This is a genomic window from Nocardioides sp. (assembly GCF_036374615.1).
GTDB lineage: Bacteria > Actinomycetota > Actinomycetes > Propionibacteriales > Nocardioidaceae > Nocardioides.
The window spans coordinates 1-16,419 of the sequence record NZ_DASUTK010000241.1 but is presented as its reverse complement, the minus strand read 5'-3'; the positions used below and the strand labels follow the sequence as shown (position 1 = coordinate 16,419).

The window sequence follows — 16,419 nt, the reverse complement described above, 5'->3', positions numbered from 1 at the left end:
GAAGATGGGAGCGATGCGCGGGCCGCGGTCGTTCGAGGCGGCGGCGGAGTTCTCCGACGGGTGCCACCACGCGCTCAGCTACACCCGCGAGGCCTACGAGTACATGATGGAGCACTGCGCGATCGGCGCGGAGCGCGCCGGGAAGAACGTGCAGGACCTCGACATGGGCTCGTGGGTCGTCTTCTCGGTCGCCGACGACTCCGCGGTCGCGAAGGATGCCGCCCGCAGCATGGTCGGGCTCTACGCCTCGTCGATGCCGCACGAGCAGCTCAAGCGCAACGGCGTCGACCCCGCGGAGATGGCCCCGATCATCGAGGCGATCGGCGCCGGTGACATGGCCAAGGGCATCGAGCTGACCAACCCCGAGATCGCCGAGCGGCTCTCGATCGCCGGGACCCCCGAGGAGTGCGTGGCGAAGATCAAGGAGCAGGTCGAACCCTCCGGCGTCAACCACATGATCCTCGCGATCACCGACGCCGCCCTGGTGAAGGCCTTGATGGGCCGCGAGCTCGAGGGCGTGCCCGACATCAACGCTCAGCTGCAGCTGGTGCACGACCGGGTGATGCCGGCGTTCGCCTGAGCAGTTGAGTCGTGGGCTTGCGGCCGTTGATTCGCGGGTCTGCGGCGGTCAGGGCTCGATCAACCCCGCCCGGATGGCGTAGCGGGTGAGCTGGGTGCGGTCGCGCATGCCCAGCTTGGCCAGGATGTTCTCGCGGTGGCGCTCGACGGTGCGCAGGCTGATGGTCAGGTCCTCCGCGATCTCCTTCGACGTCCGGCCCTCGGCCACGAGCTTGAGCACCTGGTCCTCGCGGGATGTGAGCACGGTGTCGGGCACCCGCTCGCCGCGGCGCAGCCGGTCGAGGTAGTCGCGCGCGAGGGAGCCCATCGCGCCCGGGTAGACGAACGCGTCGCCGCGCATCGTCGCGCGTACGGCGTCCAGCAGGTCCTCGTCGGCCACCGACTTCAGCACGTATCCGCTCGCGCCGGCCTTCAGCGCCTGGAAGAAGTACTGCTCGTTGTCGTGCATCGACAGCATCAGCACCCGCGGCGGTTCGCGGTGCCGCGCGATCTCGCGAGCTGCCTGCAGCCCTGTCATCACCGGCATCGCGATATCCAGGATGGCCAGGTCGACCTGGTGCGCCCGAAGTGCCGCGACCGCCTCCGCGCCGTCCGCGGCCTCCGCCACCACGCAGAGGTCCGGCTCCTGCTCCAGGATCAGCCGCACGCCACGGCGTACGAGCGCATGGTCGTCGGCGAGCAGGATCCGGATCACGCCTGCTCCCCGACCACCGGGATGGTCAGCCGCACCGACGTGCCGCTGCCCGCCCCGCCGGTGACCGTGACGGTGCCGCCCACCAGCATCGCCCGCTCCTGCATCCCGGCCAGGCCGGACCCCGGGCGGAGCCCACAGGCCGCCGTGCCGTCGTCGGCCACCTCCAGCACGACCTCCCGGCCGAGCCGCGTGAGGGACACCGTGACGGTCGAGGCGCCGGCGTGGCGGGCGACGTTGGTCAGCGCCTCCTGGGCCACCCGGTAGACGACCAGCTCCTGCTGGGGGCTGAGCTCGGGCAGCGCGGGCGAGACGGTACGCCGGACGGCGAGCCGACTGTGCCCGGCGACGTCGGAGCAGAGCGCTGCCAGCGCACTGGCGAGGCCCAGGTCGTCCAGGACGCCCGGTCGAAGCTGGCGCGCGACCCGGCCGACGTCCTCGAGACCGGTCCGCACGCTCTCGCGCAGCAGCTCGAGCTCGGCTGCCACGTCGGGAGGGACCCGCCCGTCGAGCCGCTTGAGCCCGAGCAGGACGACCGTCAGGTCCTGGCCGACCTGGTCGTGGAGCTCCTGCGCGATCCGGTGCCGTTCGGACTCCTGAGCGGCCAACGCCCGGGCGCTGCTCTCGCTGCGCTCGCTCTCGAGCCGGTCGAGCATCGAGTTGTACCCGCGCACCAATCGCGCGCCCGGGTCGGTCGTGGGCTCCTCGAGCCGGAGCCCGTCCGAGAGCTCCACGACCTGCATCTCGCGCGCCACGCGGTCCACCGGCGCCAGGCTGGAGCGCAGGAGCAGCCCGTTGGTCACGAGCATGACGACCAGCCCGACGACCAGCACCGCGGCCTCGGACGCGACCACGGTGCGCGAGACGCTCGCAGGGGAGAGGACCAGCGCCAGCGTCCCGGCAGCGAACACAGCTCCGTTGATCAGGCAGACCCGCCAGTAGAGCGGGAGCCGGCGGACGTGGTGCACCTCGCCAGCGTCCCCGATCCGCCGGCACGGTGTCATCTTGCCAACCTCACGTTCGCGCCTCGGGCCCCCTCGAAATGGGTGGCGCTCCCCATTCGTCGAGGGGCGCGGGTCCCGAAGACTGGACGGACCGGACGTGCGGGAGCGGGAGGCCGGGCGACAACCCCGTCGCACTCCCCGTCAGTACGCGGTCCTCCGCCCCGCTCGTCCGGGCCACTCGTACCGTTGCCGACCCGTCCGGGGGTGAGCGTGGTGGACCCCGGTGACCTGAACGGCGTCGTGCTGGCCGGCTCGGCGGTGCTGCTGCTCGCGGTCGCCGCCGTCCGGCTCTCGACCCGGGCCGGGCTGCCCAGCCTGCTGGTCTACCTCGCGATCGGGCTGGCACTGGGCGAGGCCGGCCTCGGGCTGCGGTTCGAGGACGCCGATCTCACCCAGGTGCTCGGAACCCTCGCGCTCGCCGTGATCCTGGCCGAGGGCGGGTTCACGACCCGGTGGGACGTGGTGCGCCCGGTGGCGCCGCTGGCCGGCGTGCTGGCGACATTCGGGGTGTTCGTCAGCGTGGCCATCACGACCTCGCTGGTGTGGCTGGTCCTCGACGTCGACCTGCGCACGGCGATCGTGCTCGGTGCTGTCGCGTCGTCCACGGACGCCGCGGCGGTCTTCGCCGTGCTGCGTCGACTGCCGATCCGGCCGCGGCTGCGCGCGATCGTGGAGGCGGAGTCGGGCTTCAACGACCCGCCCGTCATCATCCTCGTCACGGTTGTGACGTCGGACGCCTGGGAGACGGCCGGGCCGGCCGGGATCGCCGGCCAGGTCGCCTACCAGCTGACGGTCGGCGTGGTCGTGGGCGTGCTCGTGGCGCGCGTCGGTGCCTGGGTGCTCGCAGGCAGCGCGCTGCCCGCCTCCGGCCTCTACCCGCTGGCGACGCTGGCGATCGCCTTTCTCGCGTTCGCCGTCGCCGGCGTGGTGGGCGGCAGCGCGCTGATGGCCATCTACGTCGCCGGTCTCGTGCTCGGCAACTCACGGCTGCCGCACCGCCGTACGACCGACTCGTTCGTCGAGGGGCTGGCCTGGCTCGCACAGATCGGGCTGTTCGTGCTGCTCGGGCTGCTGGCCAGCCCCGACCGGTTGCTCGCGGCGCTGCCTACGGCGCTGGTCGTCGGCGGTGCCCTCACCCTGGTCGCGCGGCCGCTCTCGGTCGTCCTCTGCGCCGCCCCCTTCCGGGTGCGCTGGCGCGACCAGGTCTTCATCAGCTGGGCCGGCCTGCGGGGTGCGGTCCCGATCGTGCTCGCCACGATCCCGATCAGCGTCGGCCTGCCCGGGGCGGAACGGATCTTCGACGTCGTCTTCCTGCTCGTCGTGCTCTTCACCCTCGTCCAGGGACCGACCCTGCCGGCCGTCGCGCGCTGGACCGGGGCTGCGCTCCCGGTGAGCGCGTACGACGTCGGTATCGACTCCGCGCCCCTGGAGGAGCTCGACGCGATCCTCCTGCAGTTCTCCGTCCCGGTGGGCTCGCGGCTCTCCGGGGTGGAGGTCGACGAGCTGCGCCTACCGCGCGGAGCGGCGCTGGCGCTGTTGCTGCGCGACGACGAGCTCTTCGTCCCGAGCGGCCGCACCGTGCTGCGCGCGGGCGACCACGGGTTGATCGCGACGGCGGCGCGCCATCGCCGGTACATCGAGCGCCGGCTCCGCGAGGTGAACAGGGGAGGCCGGCTCGCGGAGTGGTACGCCGCCCTCTCCGGATCGGAGCACGCATGATCGTCGCCGCAGCTGTCGGCGTCTTCCTCGTCACCTACGCGTTCATCGCCACCGAGAAGGTGCACCGCGTCACTGCCGCGCTCGGCGGGGTCGCGGCGATGACCCTGTTGGGCCTGGTCGACGCTGACACCGCGTTCTTCGACCAGCAGACCGGCATCGACTGGAACGTCATCTTCCTGCTCTTCGGGATGATGGTGATCGTCGGGATCCTCAAGCACACCGGGCTCTTCGAGTTCCTGGCGCTGTGGGCTGCTCGCCGCTCACACGGTCGGCCAGGGCGGCTGCTCGCCCTCCTGATGGTCATCACCGCCTGCGTGTCACCCGTCCTCGACAACGTCACCACGGTGCTGCTGGTGGCACCCGTGACGCTGTCGGTGTGTGACCGGCTGGGCGTGACGCCGGCGCCGTACCTGATCGGCCTGGTCTTCGCCTCGAACGTCGGCGGCACCGGCACCCTGATCGGTGACCCGCCGAACATCATCATCGCCAGCCGGGGCGGGCTGTCGTTCAAGGACTTCCTGGTGCACGCCCTGCCGATCGCGGCCGTGCTGGTGGTGGTCCTGGTGGTGATGTGCCAGTGGCTGTTCCGGCGCGAGCTGCACACCCCCGACGTCCACCCTGCGTCGCTGATGGCCTTGGAGCCACGCACCGCGATCACGGACGCCGGCCGGTTGGCGCGGTGCCTGGTCGTGCTCGTGGTGACGATGGTGTTCTTCGGGCTCCACCACCTGCAGCACGTCGACCCGTCGGTGGTCGCGATGGTGGGCGCCGGGGCGATGGTGGTGGTGGCCCGGGCGACGCCAGAGGAGTTCCTGGCTGAGATCGAGTGGAACACCCTCGCGTTCTTCATGGCGCTGTTCGTGCTGGTCGGCTGCCTGGTGCAGATCGGCGTGATCGGCGACGTCGGACGGGCCGCGGCCGACGCCCTGGGGGACCAGGAGCTGCTGGCCGCGACGGTGCTGCTCTTCGGCTCCGCGGTCGTCGGGGCGTTCGTCGACAACATCCCGTACACCGCCGCCACAGTGCCGATCGTCGACGAGCTGGTGGCCGCCTCGGCGACACCCGGCGCGGAGAGCCCGCTCTGGTGGGCGTTCGTCCTGGGCGCCGACCTCGGCGGCAACACCACGGCCGTGGCGGCCGGGGCCAACGTGGTGGTGCTGGGGATCGCGGCGAAAGCGGGTCACCCGATCAGCTTCTGGCAGTTCACGCGCTACGGCATCGTCGTCACGCTGGCCACGCTGTGCGTGAGCTGGCTCTACGTGTGGCTGCGGTACTTCGTCCTCATGTGACGACGTCGGGTTGGCAACTCCTGCCAGCGGACACAGGGTGCATTGCCAACAGTTGCTGGTGTGGCGGGCCGAGGCGGTTCACTAGGTTCGCTGCATGAGGGTCCTGCTCGCACTCGGCGGCAACGCCATGGCCAACGACGAGGGTCGGGTCCGGGTGGAGGACCAGCAGGGCGCGGCCGTGATCGCGATGCGCGCCGTGGCCGAGCTGATCGGGGCCGGCGCCGACGTGGTGCTCACGCACGGCAACGGTCCGCAGGTGGGCAACCTGCTGGTCAAGAACGAGATCGCAGCCCAGGTCGTGCCTCCCGTGCCGCTGGACTGGTGCGGGGTGCAGACCCAGGCCACCTTGGGCTTCACGTTGATGAACGCCCTCGAGAACGAGCTGGCCGGCCGGGGGATGGAGCGGCCGACCGCGACCGTGGTGACCCGGACCCGCGTCGCCGCGGACGACCCCGGTCTCTCCCACCCGACCAAGCCGATCGGCCGCTACCTCCCGCGCGAGGAGGCGGAGCCGCTGATGGAGCACGGCCAGGTGTGGGAGGACCGCGGTGAGAGGGGCTGGCGCCGGGTCGTGGGCTCACCCGAACCGCTCGAGATCCTCGACGCCGGAGCAGCCCGGTGCCTGGTCGACGCCGGGTACGTCGTGGTGGCCGCCGGCGGCGGCGGGGTGCCCGTCGTCCGGGAGGACGGTGAGCTCCGCGGCGTCGAGGCGGTCATCGACAAGGACCTCGCCGCGGCTCTGCTGGCGACGACCGTCGACGCGGAGGTGCTGGTGATCGCCACCGACGTCCCCAACGCCGTGCTCCGGTTCGGCCAGCCCGACGCCGAGCCGCTCGGCCGGGTCTCGGTGACCCAGCTGCGGGGCTACCTGCGCGATGGCCACTTCGGCAGCGGCTCGATGGGGCCCAAGGTGGAGGCCGCCTGTCGGTTCGTGGAGCAGGGCGGCCGGCACACCGCGATCACCAAGCTCGACCAGATACTCGACGCGGTCGAAGGCCGCGTCGGCACCGTCGTCGTACCCGACTGAACGCTCATCCGAAAGGGAACGCACATGCCCAACGCCATCGAGGTCCGTAAGGTCCCCATCCACTCCGTCGCCGACGCCAGCGAGCTCGCGACGCTCATCGACGACGGGGTCATGGACGCGTCGCGGGTGGTCGCGATCATCGGCAAGACCGAGGGCAACGGTGGCGTGAACGACTACACGCGGATCATCGCCGACCGGGCGTTCCGCGAGGTGCTCGTCGACAAGGGCGCTCCGGCCGACCAGGTCAAGCAGGTGCCGATCGTGTGGTCGGGCGGCACCGACGGCGTCATCAGCCCGCACGCCACGATCTTCGCGACCACCGACGTCCCCGACGACGACCCGTCGAAGACCGAGCAGCGGCTCACCGTGGGCTTCGCGATGAGCGAGCAGCTGCTTCCCGAGGACATCGGCCGCACTGCGATGGTCACCAAGGTCGCCGATGCGGTGAAGGTCGCGATGGAGCGCGCCGGCATCACCGATCCGGCCGACGTCCACTACGTCCAGACCAAGACCCCGCTGCTGACCATCCACACCATCCGCGACGCCAAGAGCCGCGGTAAGACGGTCTGGACCGAGCACACCCATGAGTCGATGGACCTCTCCAACGGCTGCACCGCACTCGGGATCGCGGTCGCCCTCGGTGAGATCGAGATGCCTCGCGACGAGGACGTCATGCACGACCGGTCGCTCTACTCCTCGGTCGCCTCGTGCTCCTCGGGCGTCGAGCTCGACCAGGCGCAGGTCGTCGTCGTCGGCAACGCGACCGGCGTCGGCGGCCGTTACCGGATCGGGCACTCCGTCATGGAGGACGCGCTGGACCAGGACGGCATCTGGAACGCGATCAAGGACGCCGGGCTGGACCTGCCGGAGCGCCCCCACCACAGCGACCTGGACGGCAGGCTGGTCAACGTCTTCCTCAAGTGCGAGGTCAGCCAGGACGGTCAGGTGCGCGGTCGCCGCAATGCGATGCTCGACGACTCCGACGTCCACTGGCACCGCCAGATCAAGGCGTGCGTGGGCGGCGTGACGGCGGCGGTCACCGGCGACCCGGCGGTCTTCGTGTCGGTGTCGGCGGCCCACCAGGGGCCTGACGGCGGCGGGCCGGTGGCTGCGATCGTCGACCTGGGCTGACCGGCGACGGACGGTCGCGCCGCGGTCGCTCACAGCTCGTCTTGCATCTCCGGCAGATCCCGGTTCTTGGTTGTTGGAACGTTCGTGCAAACGGCGTCGTGGACGAACGTTCCAACAACCAGACAGGGACCCCGCGGGATGCCAGCGGGCTGCCGACCACGCTCCGGCCCGCTCACGTCGGCTGTCGCCGTAGGGTCCATCCGTGAGCCGTGTGGTCTTCATGTGCGGCCCTTCGGGGGCCGGGAAGTCGACCTACGCCAGGCGCTTGGAGAGCGAGGGCATGGTTCGGCTCTCGTTCGACATGGAGATGTGGCGGCGCGGCATCTTGAGACGTGTGCAGCCCAGACGCGGAAGCCACTCCGATGACTTCGTCCTTCCCGACGAACTCGTCGCCCAGTACTTCGACCAGTTCGAGGCGCCGACCCCGGACGAAGGCCCGCTCACGGTTGTCCGATAGCCGGGACGCAGCCAGTCAGCGCACGACTCGTCCGGAGAAGGCGGCGATCCGCTCGTAGACGGACGCGCCCTCCGGCGCGGTGCGTTCGGGGCCGAAGGCATTGCCGCGCAGCTCCGGCTTGAGTGCCCCCGACATGAAGGCCAGGCCACGCTCGGCGACCTCGGGGTCCAGGGACTCGGTCGGCTGGCCCGTCGCCGTCGCGACGTCCCACGTGTGGACGGCCAGCTCGGCGATCTGCCAGTCCGCGGACTCCTCGGACTCCCGCCAGTGGGCCAGCAACGCGTCGGAACCTGCACGGAACGTGCCCGCGGGGTCCTCCACCCGGTCGGGGGTCGCCGACCAGTCCGGCGCTCCTCCGGTGGCCATGTCGAGCATGTTCGCGGGGTCGAGCGCGAGGTGCGCCACCAGCTGCCCGACGTCCCACTGCTCGCAAGGCGTGGGCAGTGTGAGCTGGTCCTCGCGCACGGCGAGGAGTGCGGCGTGCGCCTGCTCGATGCCCTTCTCCAGCACTCGGACGGACTCGCTGTTCGACTCGGTCATGCATCTCAGCCTAGGCCGAGGCCGCGCGGTCCGCGTCGGGCCGGGTCACCGCGCGCTGCGCCGTGCTCAAGGGAGCACTCGACGGCCGGCCGCAGGCGACCCGCAGCACCATGAACAGGAGGGCGAGCTGCGGAAGCACCGTGAGGAGTGCGAGGAGGACGAGCTCCCCGAGGCTTGACGACGACACACGGCGGAGGTACCCGCGTTCCGCGTGGCGACTCTCACCCCCGAGGGTGACGTCGCGGTCACCAACTGGCACCGGGTGCGACGCGCCGGGAGTGGTCGCCCCTTGTGGGGCGTCCGCGGAGTTCGGCACCATCGGGGTCGGCGGCCCGTCCCGGCCGTCCGAACGAACGGGGATGACGTGCACCCCTCCGGATCGAACGTTCCGCAGCAGAGCCTCCCGGCCGGCAGTGCCGAGGGGACGGCTCCGACCGTCCGGATCGAGCAGGTCGACGCCTCGGACCGGGAGCTGTCGACGGCTGCCGGCGCCGAGTCGAACGTCGCGCACTCGGTCGCCTGGGCCGCAGCGGTCCCGGCCGCACTGCTGATCCTGGTCGCCGTCCTCAACGTCGTGCGCGCCATCACGGTCACGGAGGATCTCGACCAGCCCGAGCTGTGGAGCCGCAGCACGCTGGTCCTGGTGCTGCTGCTCGTTGCCACCCAGCTGGTGTGCCTGGTGCTGGTAGCCGAGCACCGCGCCATGGTCGCGCGGGCGGACCGGCGACCGCTGGGCCGGCTCTGGGCGCTGCGGGTCGGCGTGGTGCTTGCGGTCGCGGCCGCGGTCCTCGTGGCGGCGTACGGCGAGTGGACCTGGGGCGTGGTGGCGGCGATCGGCGCGGGCGTCGAGGGCTTGGCGCTGCTGTGGCTGGTGGCGAGCCAGCGGAGCTCGGCCACCCCACAGCCGCTGCAGGTGGGTGCCCCGGCCGCGTCGTCCGGGAGCGGGCCACGGCTCCCGACCGAGAAGGAGCCACGGCTGCTGGCGATCGGTGCCTCGGGTGGCGGGATCCGGGCCGCGGCGTTCGTCCTCGGCGGCCACCAGGCGGTGCAGGACGCGGCCGCGCCGCTGCGGGTCGACGACCCGCACCACGAGCCGCACGTCTTCGCCGTCAGCGGTGGCAGCTACATCGCGGCTGCGCTCGCGCTGCGACGTACGTTCCGGACCGACGGCAGCCGGCGTACGACGCCGAGTGAATGGCGCTGGGCGTACTGCACGGGCTCGCCGGAGCTCGAACGGCTGCGCCGTCACACCCGCTACCTGTTCGAGCCCACCTGGCGCACCCGTGACGGCCTCGTCTCCCTGGTCATGGGTGCGGTCGTGAACCTGCTCATCCTCGGGCTGGCACTGCGTGTCCTCGCCTGGCTCGCGGCGCTGGTCGCGGTCTCCGTCGGGCTCCTGGGTGACGACCGGGCCGGGCGTCGCGACCAGCTGCTCGACCTCGCGCCGACCTGGGACGACTGGTGGGACTGGTGGCCGGTGCTGGGCCTGCCGGTGCTGTGCCTGCTCGGACTGGCGCTGCTGACCCTCCGCGGCTGGCGGGCGACGGCGGCGTTCGACGCCCCGACCGACCCGGCGGAGGAGCAGACCGTGCACAGCGACGCGCTGAAGCGGTTGGAGACGACCGCTCGGTGGCGGACCGCGCTCGTGTTCGGTGGCCTGGGATGGCTGCTCGTGGTGCTCGCCATCCCGGCGGCGGTGTCGGGCCTGACCCACCTGGCGACGGAGAACGAGCCGACCACCCTGAGCGCGTCTGCGCTGTCCGCGATCGGGTTCGGCACCGACGAGCGTTGTGCCGACGCGTTCGAGGCCGACCTCCGCACCGCGGTCGAGGACGCCGATCGGCTGGCGCTGTTGAGCCCTGGGACCGAGCAGGAGGTCTCGGCAGGTGCCTGTGGCCGCACGGTCACGCTCGTCCGGAGCGCGGACCCGGAGACCCTCACCATCGTCGGGACCGACCCCGACACCCTGCGCGGTGTCGCCACCGACACCTCCTTGTCGCGTCAGGTCGTGGGGATCGGGGCGCTGCTTGCCCTGGTGGCCGCGCTGCTTCGGGTCGGCCCGAGTCCGGAGGCAGCGGCGGCCGCCACCTGGCGGAGCCGGATCACACGGATGCTCCTCACCTGGCTCCCGCTGCTGATCGTGCTGTTCGTCTCCGTCTACCTGGTGCTCGTGTGGACCTACGGGTTCCTCGTCGACATGAGTGCCAGCCACCTCGTGTGGGCGGTCGGGCTGACCGTGTTCGCATGCGTGCTGGGATCGCTGGTCGACGCCAACGCCACATCGCTGCACGGGTTCTACCGCTCCCGGCTCAGTGACGCCTTCGCGGTGGGGGTCGACGATGACGAGACCCAGCCGGGTCCGCCGCCTACCGGACGTGCGGCGGAGCTGGCGCCCGGGGCGGTCTACCGGTTCTCGGCGTTCCGGCCCCCGGACGCTGACGCCACCGACCCCGATCCCGGACCACGGCTCCACATCGTCGCGACCCTGAACTCGCGGGCGGCCAACGAGGCGCCGTCGATGCGCGGCGGCTTCCCGGTCGTGTTCGGCCAGTCCAGCGTCGAGGTGCACCGCGAGGAGGGCCGCCGGGTGAAGGTCGACACCGCGGCCTACGAGAACTTCGCCGGTCCCGGTCGGGTCTCGGTCATGGCGTCGGTCGCCATCAGCGGCGCGGCCGTCTCACCGCTGATGGGCCGGTACGCCGTGCAGATGGCGCCGTACCGCTTCCTGCTGGCCCTCTTCAACGCCCGTGTGGGCTCGTGGGTCCGCAACCCGATGCACACGACCACCGAGTCGCAGGTGCCGCCCCAGGGGCCGAGGTTCCTCTGGATGACCGCCAAGCCCGGGCTCTGGCAGGTCGCCCTGGAAGGGGTCGGCAGGACCTCCGCCGACTTCCGTTGGATCTACGTCAGCGACGGCGGCCACCTCGACAACACCGGGCTGGTCGAGTGCGTGCGCCACTGCGTCGATCGCGGTACCGGCGGCCGGGTCCTGGTGCTCGACGCCAGCAACGACCCGGTCGACACCTGGTCCGCGGTCGGCGACGCCATCAGTGTGGTGCGCGCGGACCTCAACATCGACCTGCGCCGGGTGGCGTACGACGACCAGCCGCCCTGGATGCGGCGCTACGAGGGCCGCGGGCTGGACGTGGTGGTCGTCAAGGCGGTCCGTACCGGTCCGCCGTCGGAGGAGTCCGACGAAACCGACTGGTGGTCGGTGCTGCCCCCGAACGTGCAGTCGTTCGGCCTCGTGAACGCCGACTTCCCTCGCTCGTCCACGCTGCGCCAGAAGTTCGGCGACCTCGAGTTCGAGGCCTACCGCGGGCTCGGCTACGCCAGCACGCGCACCGCACTGGTGGCCGCGGGCTGGGTGGACGAGGAGGTCTGAGCCGGTCGGGCCACCCGCTGTCGGTCCCGCATGATGAGGTGGGTCCTGTGACGACGTACCGCCTTGTGCGCGACCAGCGACCGGCCGCCGGTTCGGCCACGCGGCCCGCGCTCGACGCCGATCAGCAGGCGGTCGTCGACCACTCCGGCGGGCCGCTGCTGGTGCTGGCCGGGCCGGGCACCGGCAAGACCACCACGCTGGTCGAGGCGATCGCCCGCCGGATCGAGGACGGCGCCGACCCGTCGTCAGTGCTGGCGCTCACGTTCTCCCGCAAGGCCGCGGAGCAGCTGCGCGACCGCGTCACCGCCCGGCTCGGACGCACCACCGGTGCCGCGCTGTGCCAGACGTTCCACTCGTTCGCCTACGGCCTGATCCGGGCCTACAGCCCCACCGGCCTCTACGACGCGCCGCTGCGGCTGCTCTCGGCACCCGAGGCGGACGTGGTGCTGCGCGAGCTGCTCACCGACTCGCCGGAGTCGGTGAGGTGGCCCGAGTCGCTGCAGCGAGCGCTCGGCACGCACGGGTTCGTGCGCGAGGTGCAGGCGGTCCTGAGCCGGGCGCGGGAGAAGCAGCTCGACGGGGCACAGCTGCGTGCGCTCGGTGAGCAGCACGGGCTGCCGGAGTTCGTCGCCGCCGGCCTGTTCCTCGACCAGTACCTCACGGTCCTCGACAACCTCGGCGCCACCGACTACGCCGACCTGATCCGACGAGCCGTCATCGAGGCCACAGCACATCGTGACGAGCTGCGCCGGCGATACCGCCACGTCTACGTCGACGAGTACCAGGACACCGACCCCGGGCAGGTCGCACTGCTCCAGGAGCTCGCGGGCGACGGCGGAGACCTGGTCGTGGTCGGCGACCCCCACCAGTCGATCTACGGCTTCCGCGGCGCCGAGGTGCGCGGCATCCAGGAGTTCCCGTCCGCCTTCCCGACCGTGGCCGGCGAGCGGGCGCCGGTCGTCGTGCTGCGCCACACCCGGCGGTTCGGTCCCCGCCTCGCGGTGGCCGCGTCGCGAGTGTCGGCGCGGATCGGCACCACCGGGTTCGACGCGGCGACGGCGGCCGCGTTCGCGCATCCGGTGGCCGAGGACGGGGCCTACGGGGAGGGCCGGGTCGAGGTCCGCACGTTCGACACCGACCGCGCCGAGGCCGAGCACCTCGCCGACCTGCTCCGCCGCGCGCACCTCGAGGACGGCATCGACTGGTCCGACATGGCAGTCCTGGTGCGCTCCGGCCAGAACCATATCCCGCCGCTGCGGCGGGCACTGGCCGCGGCCGGGGTGCCGGTCGAAGTGGCGAGCGACGACCTCCCGCTCACCCGTGACCCCGCGGTGCTTCCGCTGCTCGAGGCACTGCGCGCGGTCCTCCACCTCGACGAGCCCGACACGGGTTCGGTCGACCACGTCGACGCCGCCCGGGCGGAGGGTCTGCTGCTGTCGCCGCTCGGTGGGCTCGACGCCGGCGACGTCCGGGTGCTGCTGCGGCTGTTGCGGCAGCGGGAGAAGCTCCGCGCCGCCGAGGAGGACCGACCGCCGGCGCCCTCGCGCGACCTGCTGCGGCGCGCGGTGGTCGAGCGCGGCTTCCTCGACGGCGTCGACGGTTCCGAGGCAGCGGCGGCGCGGGCGCTGTCCGACCTGCTCCGGCGAGGTTCTGACCGGCTGGCCGAGGGGGCACCGGCCGAGGAGGTCCTGTGGGACCTGTGGTCGGGCACGTCGTGGCCGCAGCGGCTGCGGCGGTCCGTGGGGCTGGGAGGTGCCGCGGCGCGCCGGGCGCACCGTGACCTCGACTCGCTGTGCGCCCTGTTCGAGACCGCCGCGCGCGCCGAGGAACGCACTGACCACCTCGGGGTCCGGGAGTTCCTCGACAGCCTCCTGGCGCAGCAGATCCCTGCGGACACGCTGGCCGAACGCGGGGTGCGCGGCTCCGCGGTGCGGCTGCTCACGGCCCATCGCTCCAAGGGTCTCGAGTGGCAGCTGGTGGTGGTCGCGCACGTGCAGCAGGAGAGCTGGCCCGACCTGCGCCGCCGGTCGACGCTGCTGCGCTCGGACCGGATCGACAGCCACCGGGGGCGTGGCGAGCTGGTCGAGCCCGTGACACCGCGCGAGCTGCTGAAGGAGGAACGCCGGCTGTTCTACGTCGCCTGCACTCGTGCCCGCCGCCGGCTGGTCGTCACCGCAGTGGCGTCCAGCGACGACGAGGGTGAGCAGCCCTCGCGGTTCCTCGACGAGCTCGAGGTCGCGCCGCTGCACGTCGACGGTCGTCCGGCGCGGCCGCTCTCGCTCGCCGGACTGGTGGCCGAGCTCCGGCGTACGGTCGCCGACCCCGACAGCCCGGAACCGCTGCGAGCGGCTGCCGCGCGGCGGCTCGCCCGGCTCGCCCGCGAGGCGGTCGGCGAGCGGTCCCTGGTTCCACAGGCCGACCCCGCGTCCTGGTGGGGCACCCGCGCCCCGTCCCGCGCCGACCGGCCGGTCCGTGACCCCGACCTACCGGTGCCCGTGTCCGCGAGCCTGCTCGCCGAGGTCGCCACCTGCCCCACCCACTGGTTCCTGCAGGCCGAGGCCGGCGGGGTCGAGGTGGCCCACCAGTCGGCCAACCTGGGACAGATCGTGCACGCGCTCGCGCAGCGGGTCGCGGCGGGCGACCTGCCTGCCGACCTCGACACGCTGATGACGGAGGTCGACGCAGTCTGGGACCGACTGTCGTTCCGGACCCCGTGGTCCAAGAAGCGCGAGCACGAGCGGTTGCGCGCCGCGCTCGCCCGGTTCCTGGCCTGGCACGCCGCCAACCCGCGCACGCTGGTCGGCCTGGAGGAGCAGTTCAGTGCCGAGATCCAGCTCGACTCCGGGCAGCGGGTGCGGCTCTCCGGCTACGCCGACCGGCTCGAGGTCGACGTCGAGGGCAACCTGGTCGTCGTCGACCTGAAGACCGCCCGCACCGCGCCGTCCGGGCCGGCGGTCGCCGGCGACCGGCAGCTCGGTCTCTACCAGTACGCCGTGACCGAGGGTGCGTTCGTGGAGACCACCGGCACCACCCGCACCGGCGGCGCGGAGCTGGTCCAGCTCGGGCTGACCGACGGCGGCGACTCCGCAAAGGTCCAGGCACAGGACGTCCAGCACGACGGCGACCCGCGACGCGAGGCGCTGCGGGTCGAGATGGAGCGGGCGGCGGCGTACCTGCGGACCGAGAGCTTCCCGGCGGTCGCCGGTCCGCACTGCCGGGAGTGCGCGTTCGTGTCGCTGTGCCCGGTCAAGGGCGCGGGGTCGGTGACGGTCCTGTGACCGTGACGACGTTGCGTGTGGAGACCCCGGCCGACCTGTCACGGTTGATGGGGCTCGACTTCGAGCACAGCCCGCAGCAGTGGGTCGCCATCACCGCGCCGCTGGAGCCGGCGGTCGTGATCGCCGGCGCCGGCTCGGGCAAGACCGCGCTGATGGCTGCGCGGGTGGTCTACCTCGTGGCCACCGGTCAGGTGCGGCCCGAGCAGGTGCTCGGCCTGACGTTCACCACCAAGGCCGCCGCCGAGCTGCGACGCCGCATCCACGACGCGCTCGAGCACGCCGGGCTCCTCGGCACGGGCCGACCCGACGCCACCGCCGAGCCCGACGAGGCGGACGAGGTTCTCGAGCCGGTCGTGGCGACGTACCACTCGTATGCTGCGTCCCTGCTGACCGACCACGGGCTGCGGATCGGCCACGAGCCGGAGACCCGGGTCGTCTCGGACGCGTCGCGCTACCAGCTGGGGGCGCGGGTCGTCGAGCGCTTCACCGGCGAGGTCGTCCACCTGACCGACCACCCGGCCACGGCGATCCAGAACCTGCTCGCGCTCGACTCCGCCATGAGCGAGCACCTCGTGGGGCCCGACGACGTTCGGCGGGTCGACGACGAGGCGCGCGCCGGCTTCGAGCGCGCACGTGACGCCGAGGTGGCGGGGAAGAACCGCAAGGGTCACCGGGAAGCCTGCGAGAAGGCGATCAACGCGATCGACCGCCGCCGCGAGCTGCTCGAGCTGGTCGAGGGGTATCGCCGGCTCAAGCACGACCTGGGCCTGATGGACTTCTCCGACCAGATCGAGCTCGCGGCGCGGCTCGCGCTCGAGCAGCCCGACGTCGGAGTCCTGGAGCGCGACCGGTTCCGGGTGGTGCTCCTCGACGAGTACCAGGACACCTCGGTCGCGCAGGCGGTGATGCTGGCGCGGTTGTTCTCCGGTGCCGACGAGGGGTCCGGGCTGGGCCACCCGGTCATCGCAGTGGGCGACCCCAACCAGGCGATCTACGGCTGGCGTGGAGCATCGGTCTCGAACATCCTGGGATTCGGGGAGACGTTCCCCGCCGCGCGGGGACGACCGCCGATCCTGCCGCTCACCGTCAACCGGCGCTCCGACCGGCGGATCCTGGAGGTGGCGAACCGGCTCGCGACGCCGCTGTTGGAGAAGTACGGCGACCAGGTCGCCGGGCTGGAGCCGAAGCCGGGCGCTGCGACCGGTGTCGTGGAGACCCGGGTCTTCGAGCGTCACCTCGACGAGCTGGCGTGGCTGGTCGATGCGGTCAAGGCCGCCCACGACGACTCCGCCGACACGGCGTGGTCCGACATCGGGGTG

13 protein-coding genes are annotated in these 16,419 nt (G+C 72.2%); 9 read left to right on the top strand and 4 right to left on the bottom strand.

Annotated features, from left to right (window positions below):
* Nucleotides 1-580: LLM class flavin-dependent oxidoreductase (locus VFZ39_RS19040; RefSeq protein WP_330867383.1), on the top strand; the 580-nt coding region annotated here is incomplete at its 5' end.
* Between the two features lie 48 nt (nt 581-628).
* On the opposite strand, the gene VFZ39_RS19035 is transcribed toward VFZ39_RS19040, so the two are convergent.
* Together VFZ39_RS19035 and VFZ39_RS19030 are read right to left on the bottom strand one after the other, a co-directional pair.
* Entirely contained in the window at nt 629-1,273 is a 645-nt protein-coding gene (locus tag VFZ39_RS19035; RefSeq protein ID WP_330867382.1) for a response regulator transcription factor, read from the bottom strand.
* Nucleotides 1,270-2,274 carry a sensor histidine kinase gene (locus tag VFZ39_RS19030; RefSeq protein WP_330867381.1) on the bottom strand — a complete coding sequence of 335 codons (1,005 nt, stop codon included), beginning with the start codon at nt 2,272-2,274 and terminating at the stop codon, nt 1,270-1,272. Before VFZ39_RS19030 ends, VFZ39_RS19035 begins: the two co-directional genes overlap by 4 nt.
* A 204-nt stretch (nt 2,275-2,478) precedes the next feature.
* Here VFZ39_RS19030 and VFZ39_RS19025 point away from each other — a divergent pair, with 204 nt between their 5' ends.
* The 5 genes from VFZ39_RS19025 (at nt 2,479) to VFZ39_RS19005 (ending at nt 7,897) form a co-directional block, all read left to right on the top strand.
* Nucleotides 2,479-3,993 carry a potassium/proton antiporter gene (locus VFZ39_RS19025; RefSeq protein ID WP_330867380.1) on the top strand — a complete coding sequence of 505 codons (1,515 nt, stop codon included), beginning with the start codon at nt 2,479-2,481 and terminating at the stop codon, nt 3,991-3,993.
* A complete protein-coding gene (locus VFZ39_RS19020) occupies nt 3,990-5,282 on the top strand; it encodes an ArsB/NhaD family transporter (protein WP_330867379.1) in 1,293 nt (430 codons plus the stop codon). The genes VFZ39_RS19025 and VFZ39_RS19020 overlap by 4 nt, the downstream gene beginning before the upstream one ends.
* Before the next feature lie 94 nt (nt 5,283-5,376).
* A complete protein-coding gene (locus tag VFZ39_RS19015) occupies nt 5,377-6,309 on the top strand; it encodes a carbamate kinase (protein ID WP_330867378.1) in 933 nt (310 codons plus the stop codon).
* Nucleotides 6,310-6,333: 24 nt separating this feature from the next.
* On the top strand, nt 6,334-7,440 hold the full coding sequence (locus tag VFZ39_RS19010) for a ring-opening amidohydrolase (protein WP_330867377.1): 1,107 nt from the start codon (nt 6,334-6,336) through the stop codon (nt 7,438-7,440).
* 202 nt (nt 7,441-7,642) lie between these two features.
* Complete coding sequence (locus VFZ39_RS19005) at nt 7,643-7,897, top strand: AAA family ATPase (protein ID WP_330867376.1); 255 nt, start codon at nt 7,643-7,645, stop codon at nt 7,895-7,897.
* A gap of 15 nt (nt 7,898-7,912) precedes the next feature.
* Here the strand turns inward: VFZ39_RS19005 and VFZ39_RS19000 are convergent, their stop codons facing one another.
* Nucleotides 7,913-8,437, bottom strand: a complete 525-nt coding sequence (locus VFZ39_RS19000) for a maleylpyruvate isomerase family mycothiol-dependent enzyme (RefSeq protein ID WP_330867375.1) — start codon at nt 8,435-8,437, stop codon at nt 7,913-7,915.
* 10 nt (nt 8,438-8,447) lie between these two features.
* On the bottom strand, nt 8,448-8,624 hold the full coding sequence (locus tag VFZ39_RS18995) for a hypothetical protein (protein WP_330867374.1): 177 nt from the start codon (nt 8,622-8,624) through the stop codon (nt 8,448-8,450).
* Nucleotides 8,625-8,801: 177 nt separating this feature from the next.
* Here VFZ39_RS18995 and VFZ39_RS18990 point away from each other — a divergent pair, with 177 nt between their 5' ends.
* The 3 genes from VFZ39_RS18990 to VFZ39_RS18980 form a co-directional block, all read left to right on the top strand.
* Complete coding sequence (locus VFZ39_RS18990; protein ID WP_330867373.1) at nt 8,802-11,822, top strand: hypothetical protein; 3,021 nt, start codon at nt 8,802-8,804, stop codon at nt 11,820-11,822.
* A 47-nt stretch (nt 11,823-11,869) separates the two neighbouring features.
* Nucleotides 11,870-15,100 carry an ATP-dependent DNA helicase gene (locus VFZ39_RS18985; protein WP_330867372.1) on the top strand — a complete coding sequence of 1,077 codons (3,231 nt, stop codon included), beginning with the start codon at nt 11,870-11,872 and terminating at the stop codon, nt 15,098-15,100.
* 2 nt (nt 15,101-15,102) lie between these two features.
* The coding region (locus VFZ39_RS18980; protein ID WP_330867371.1) for an ATP-dependent helicase at nt 15,103-16,419 on the top strand (1,317 nt) is incomplete at its 3' end.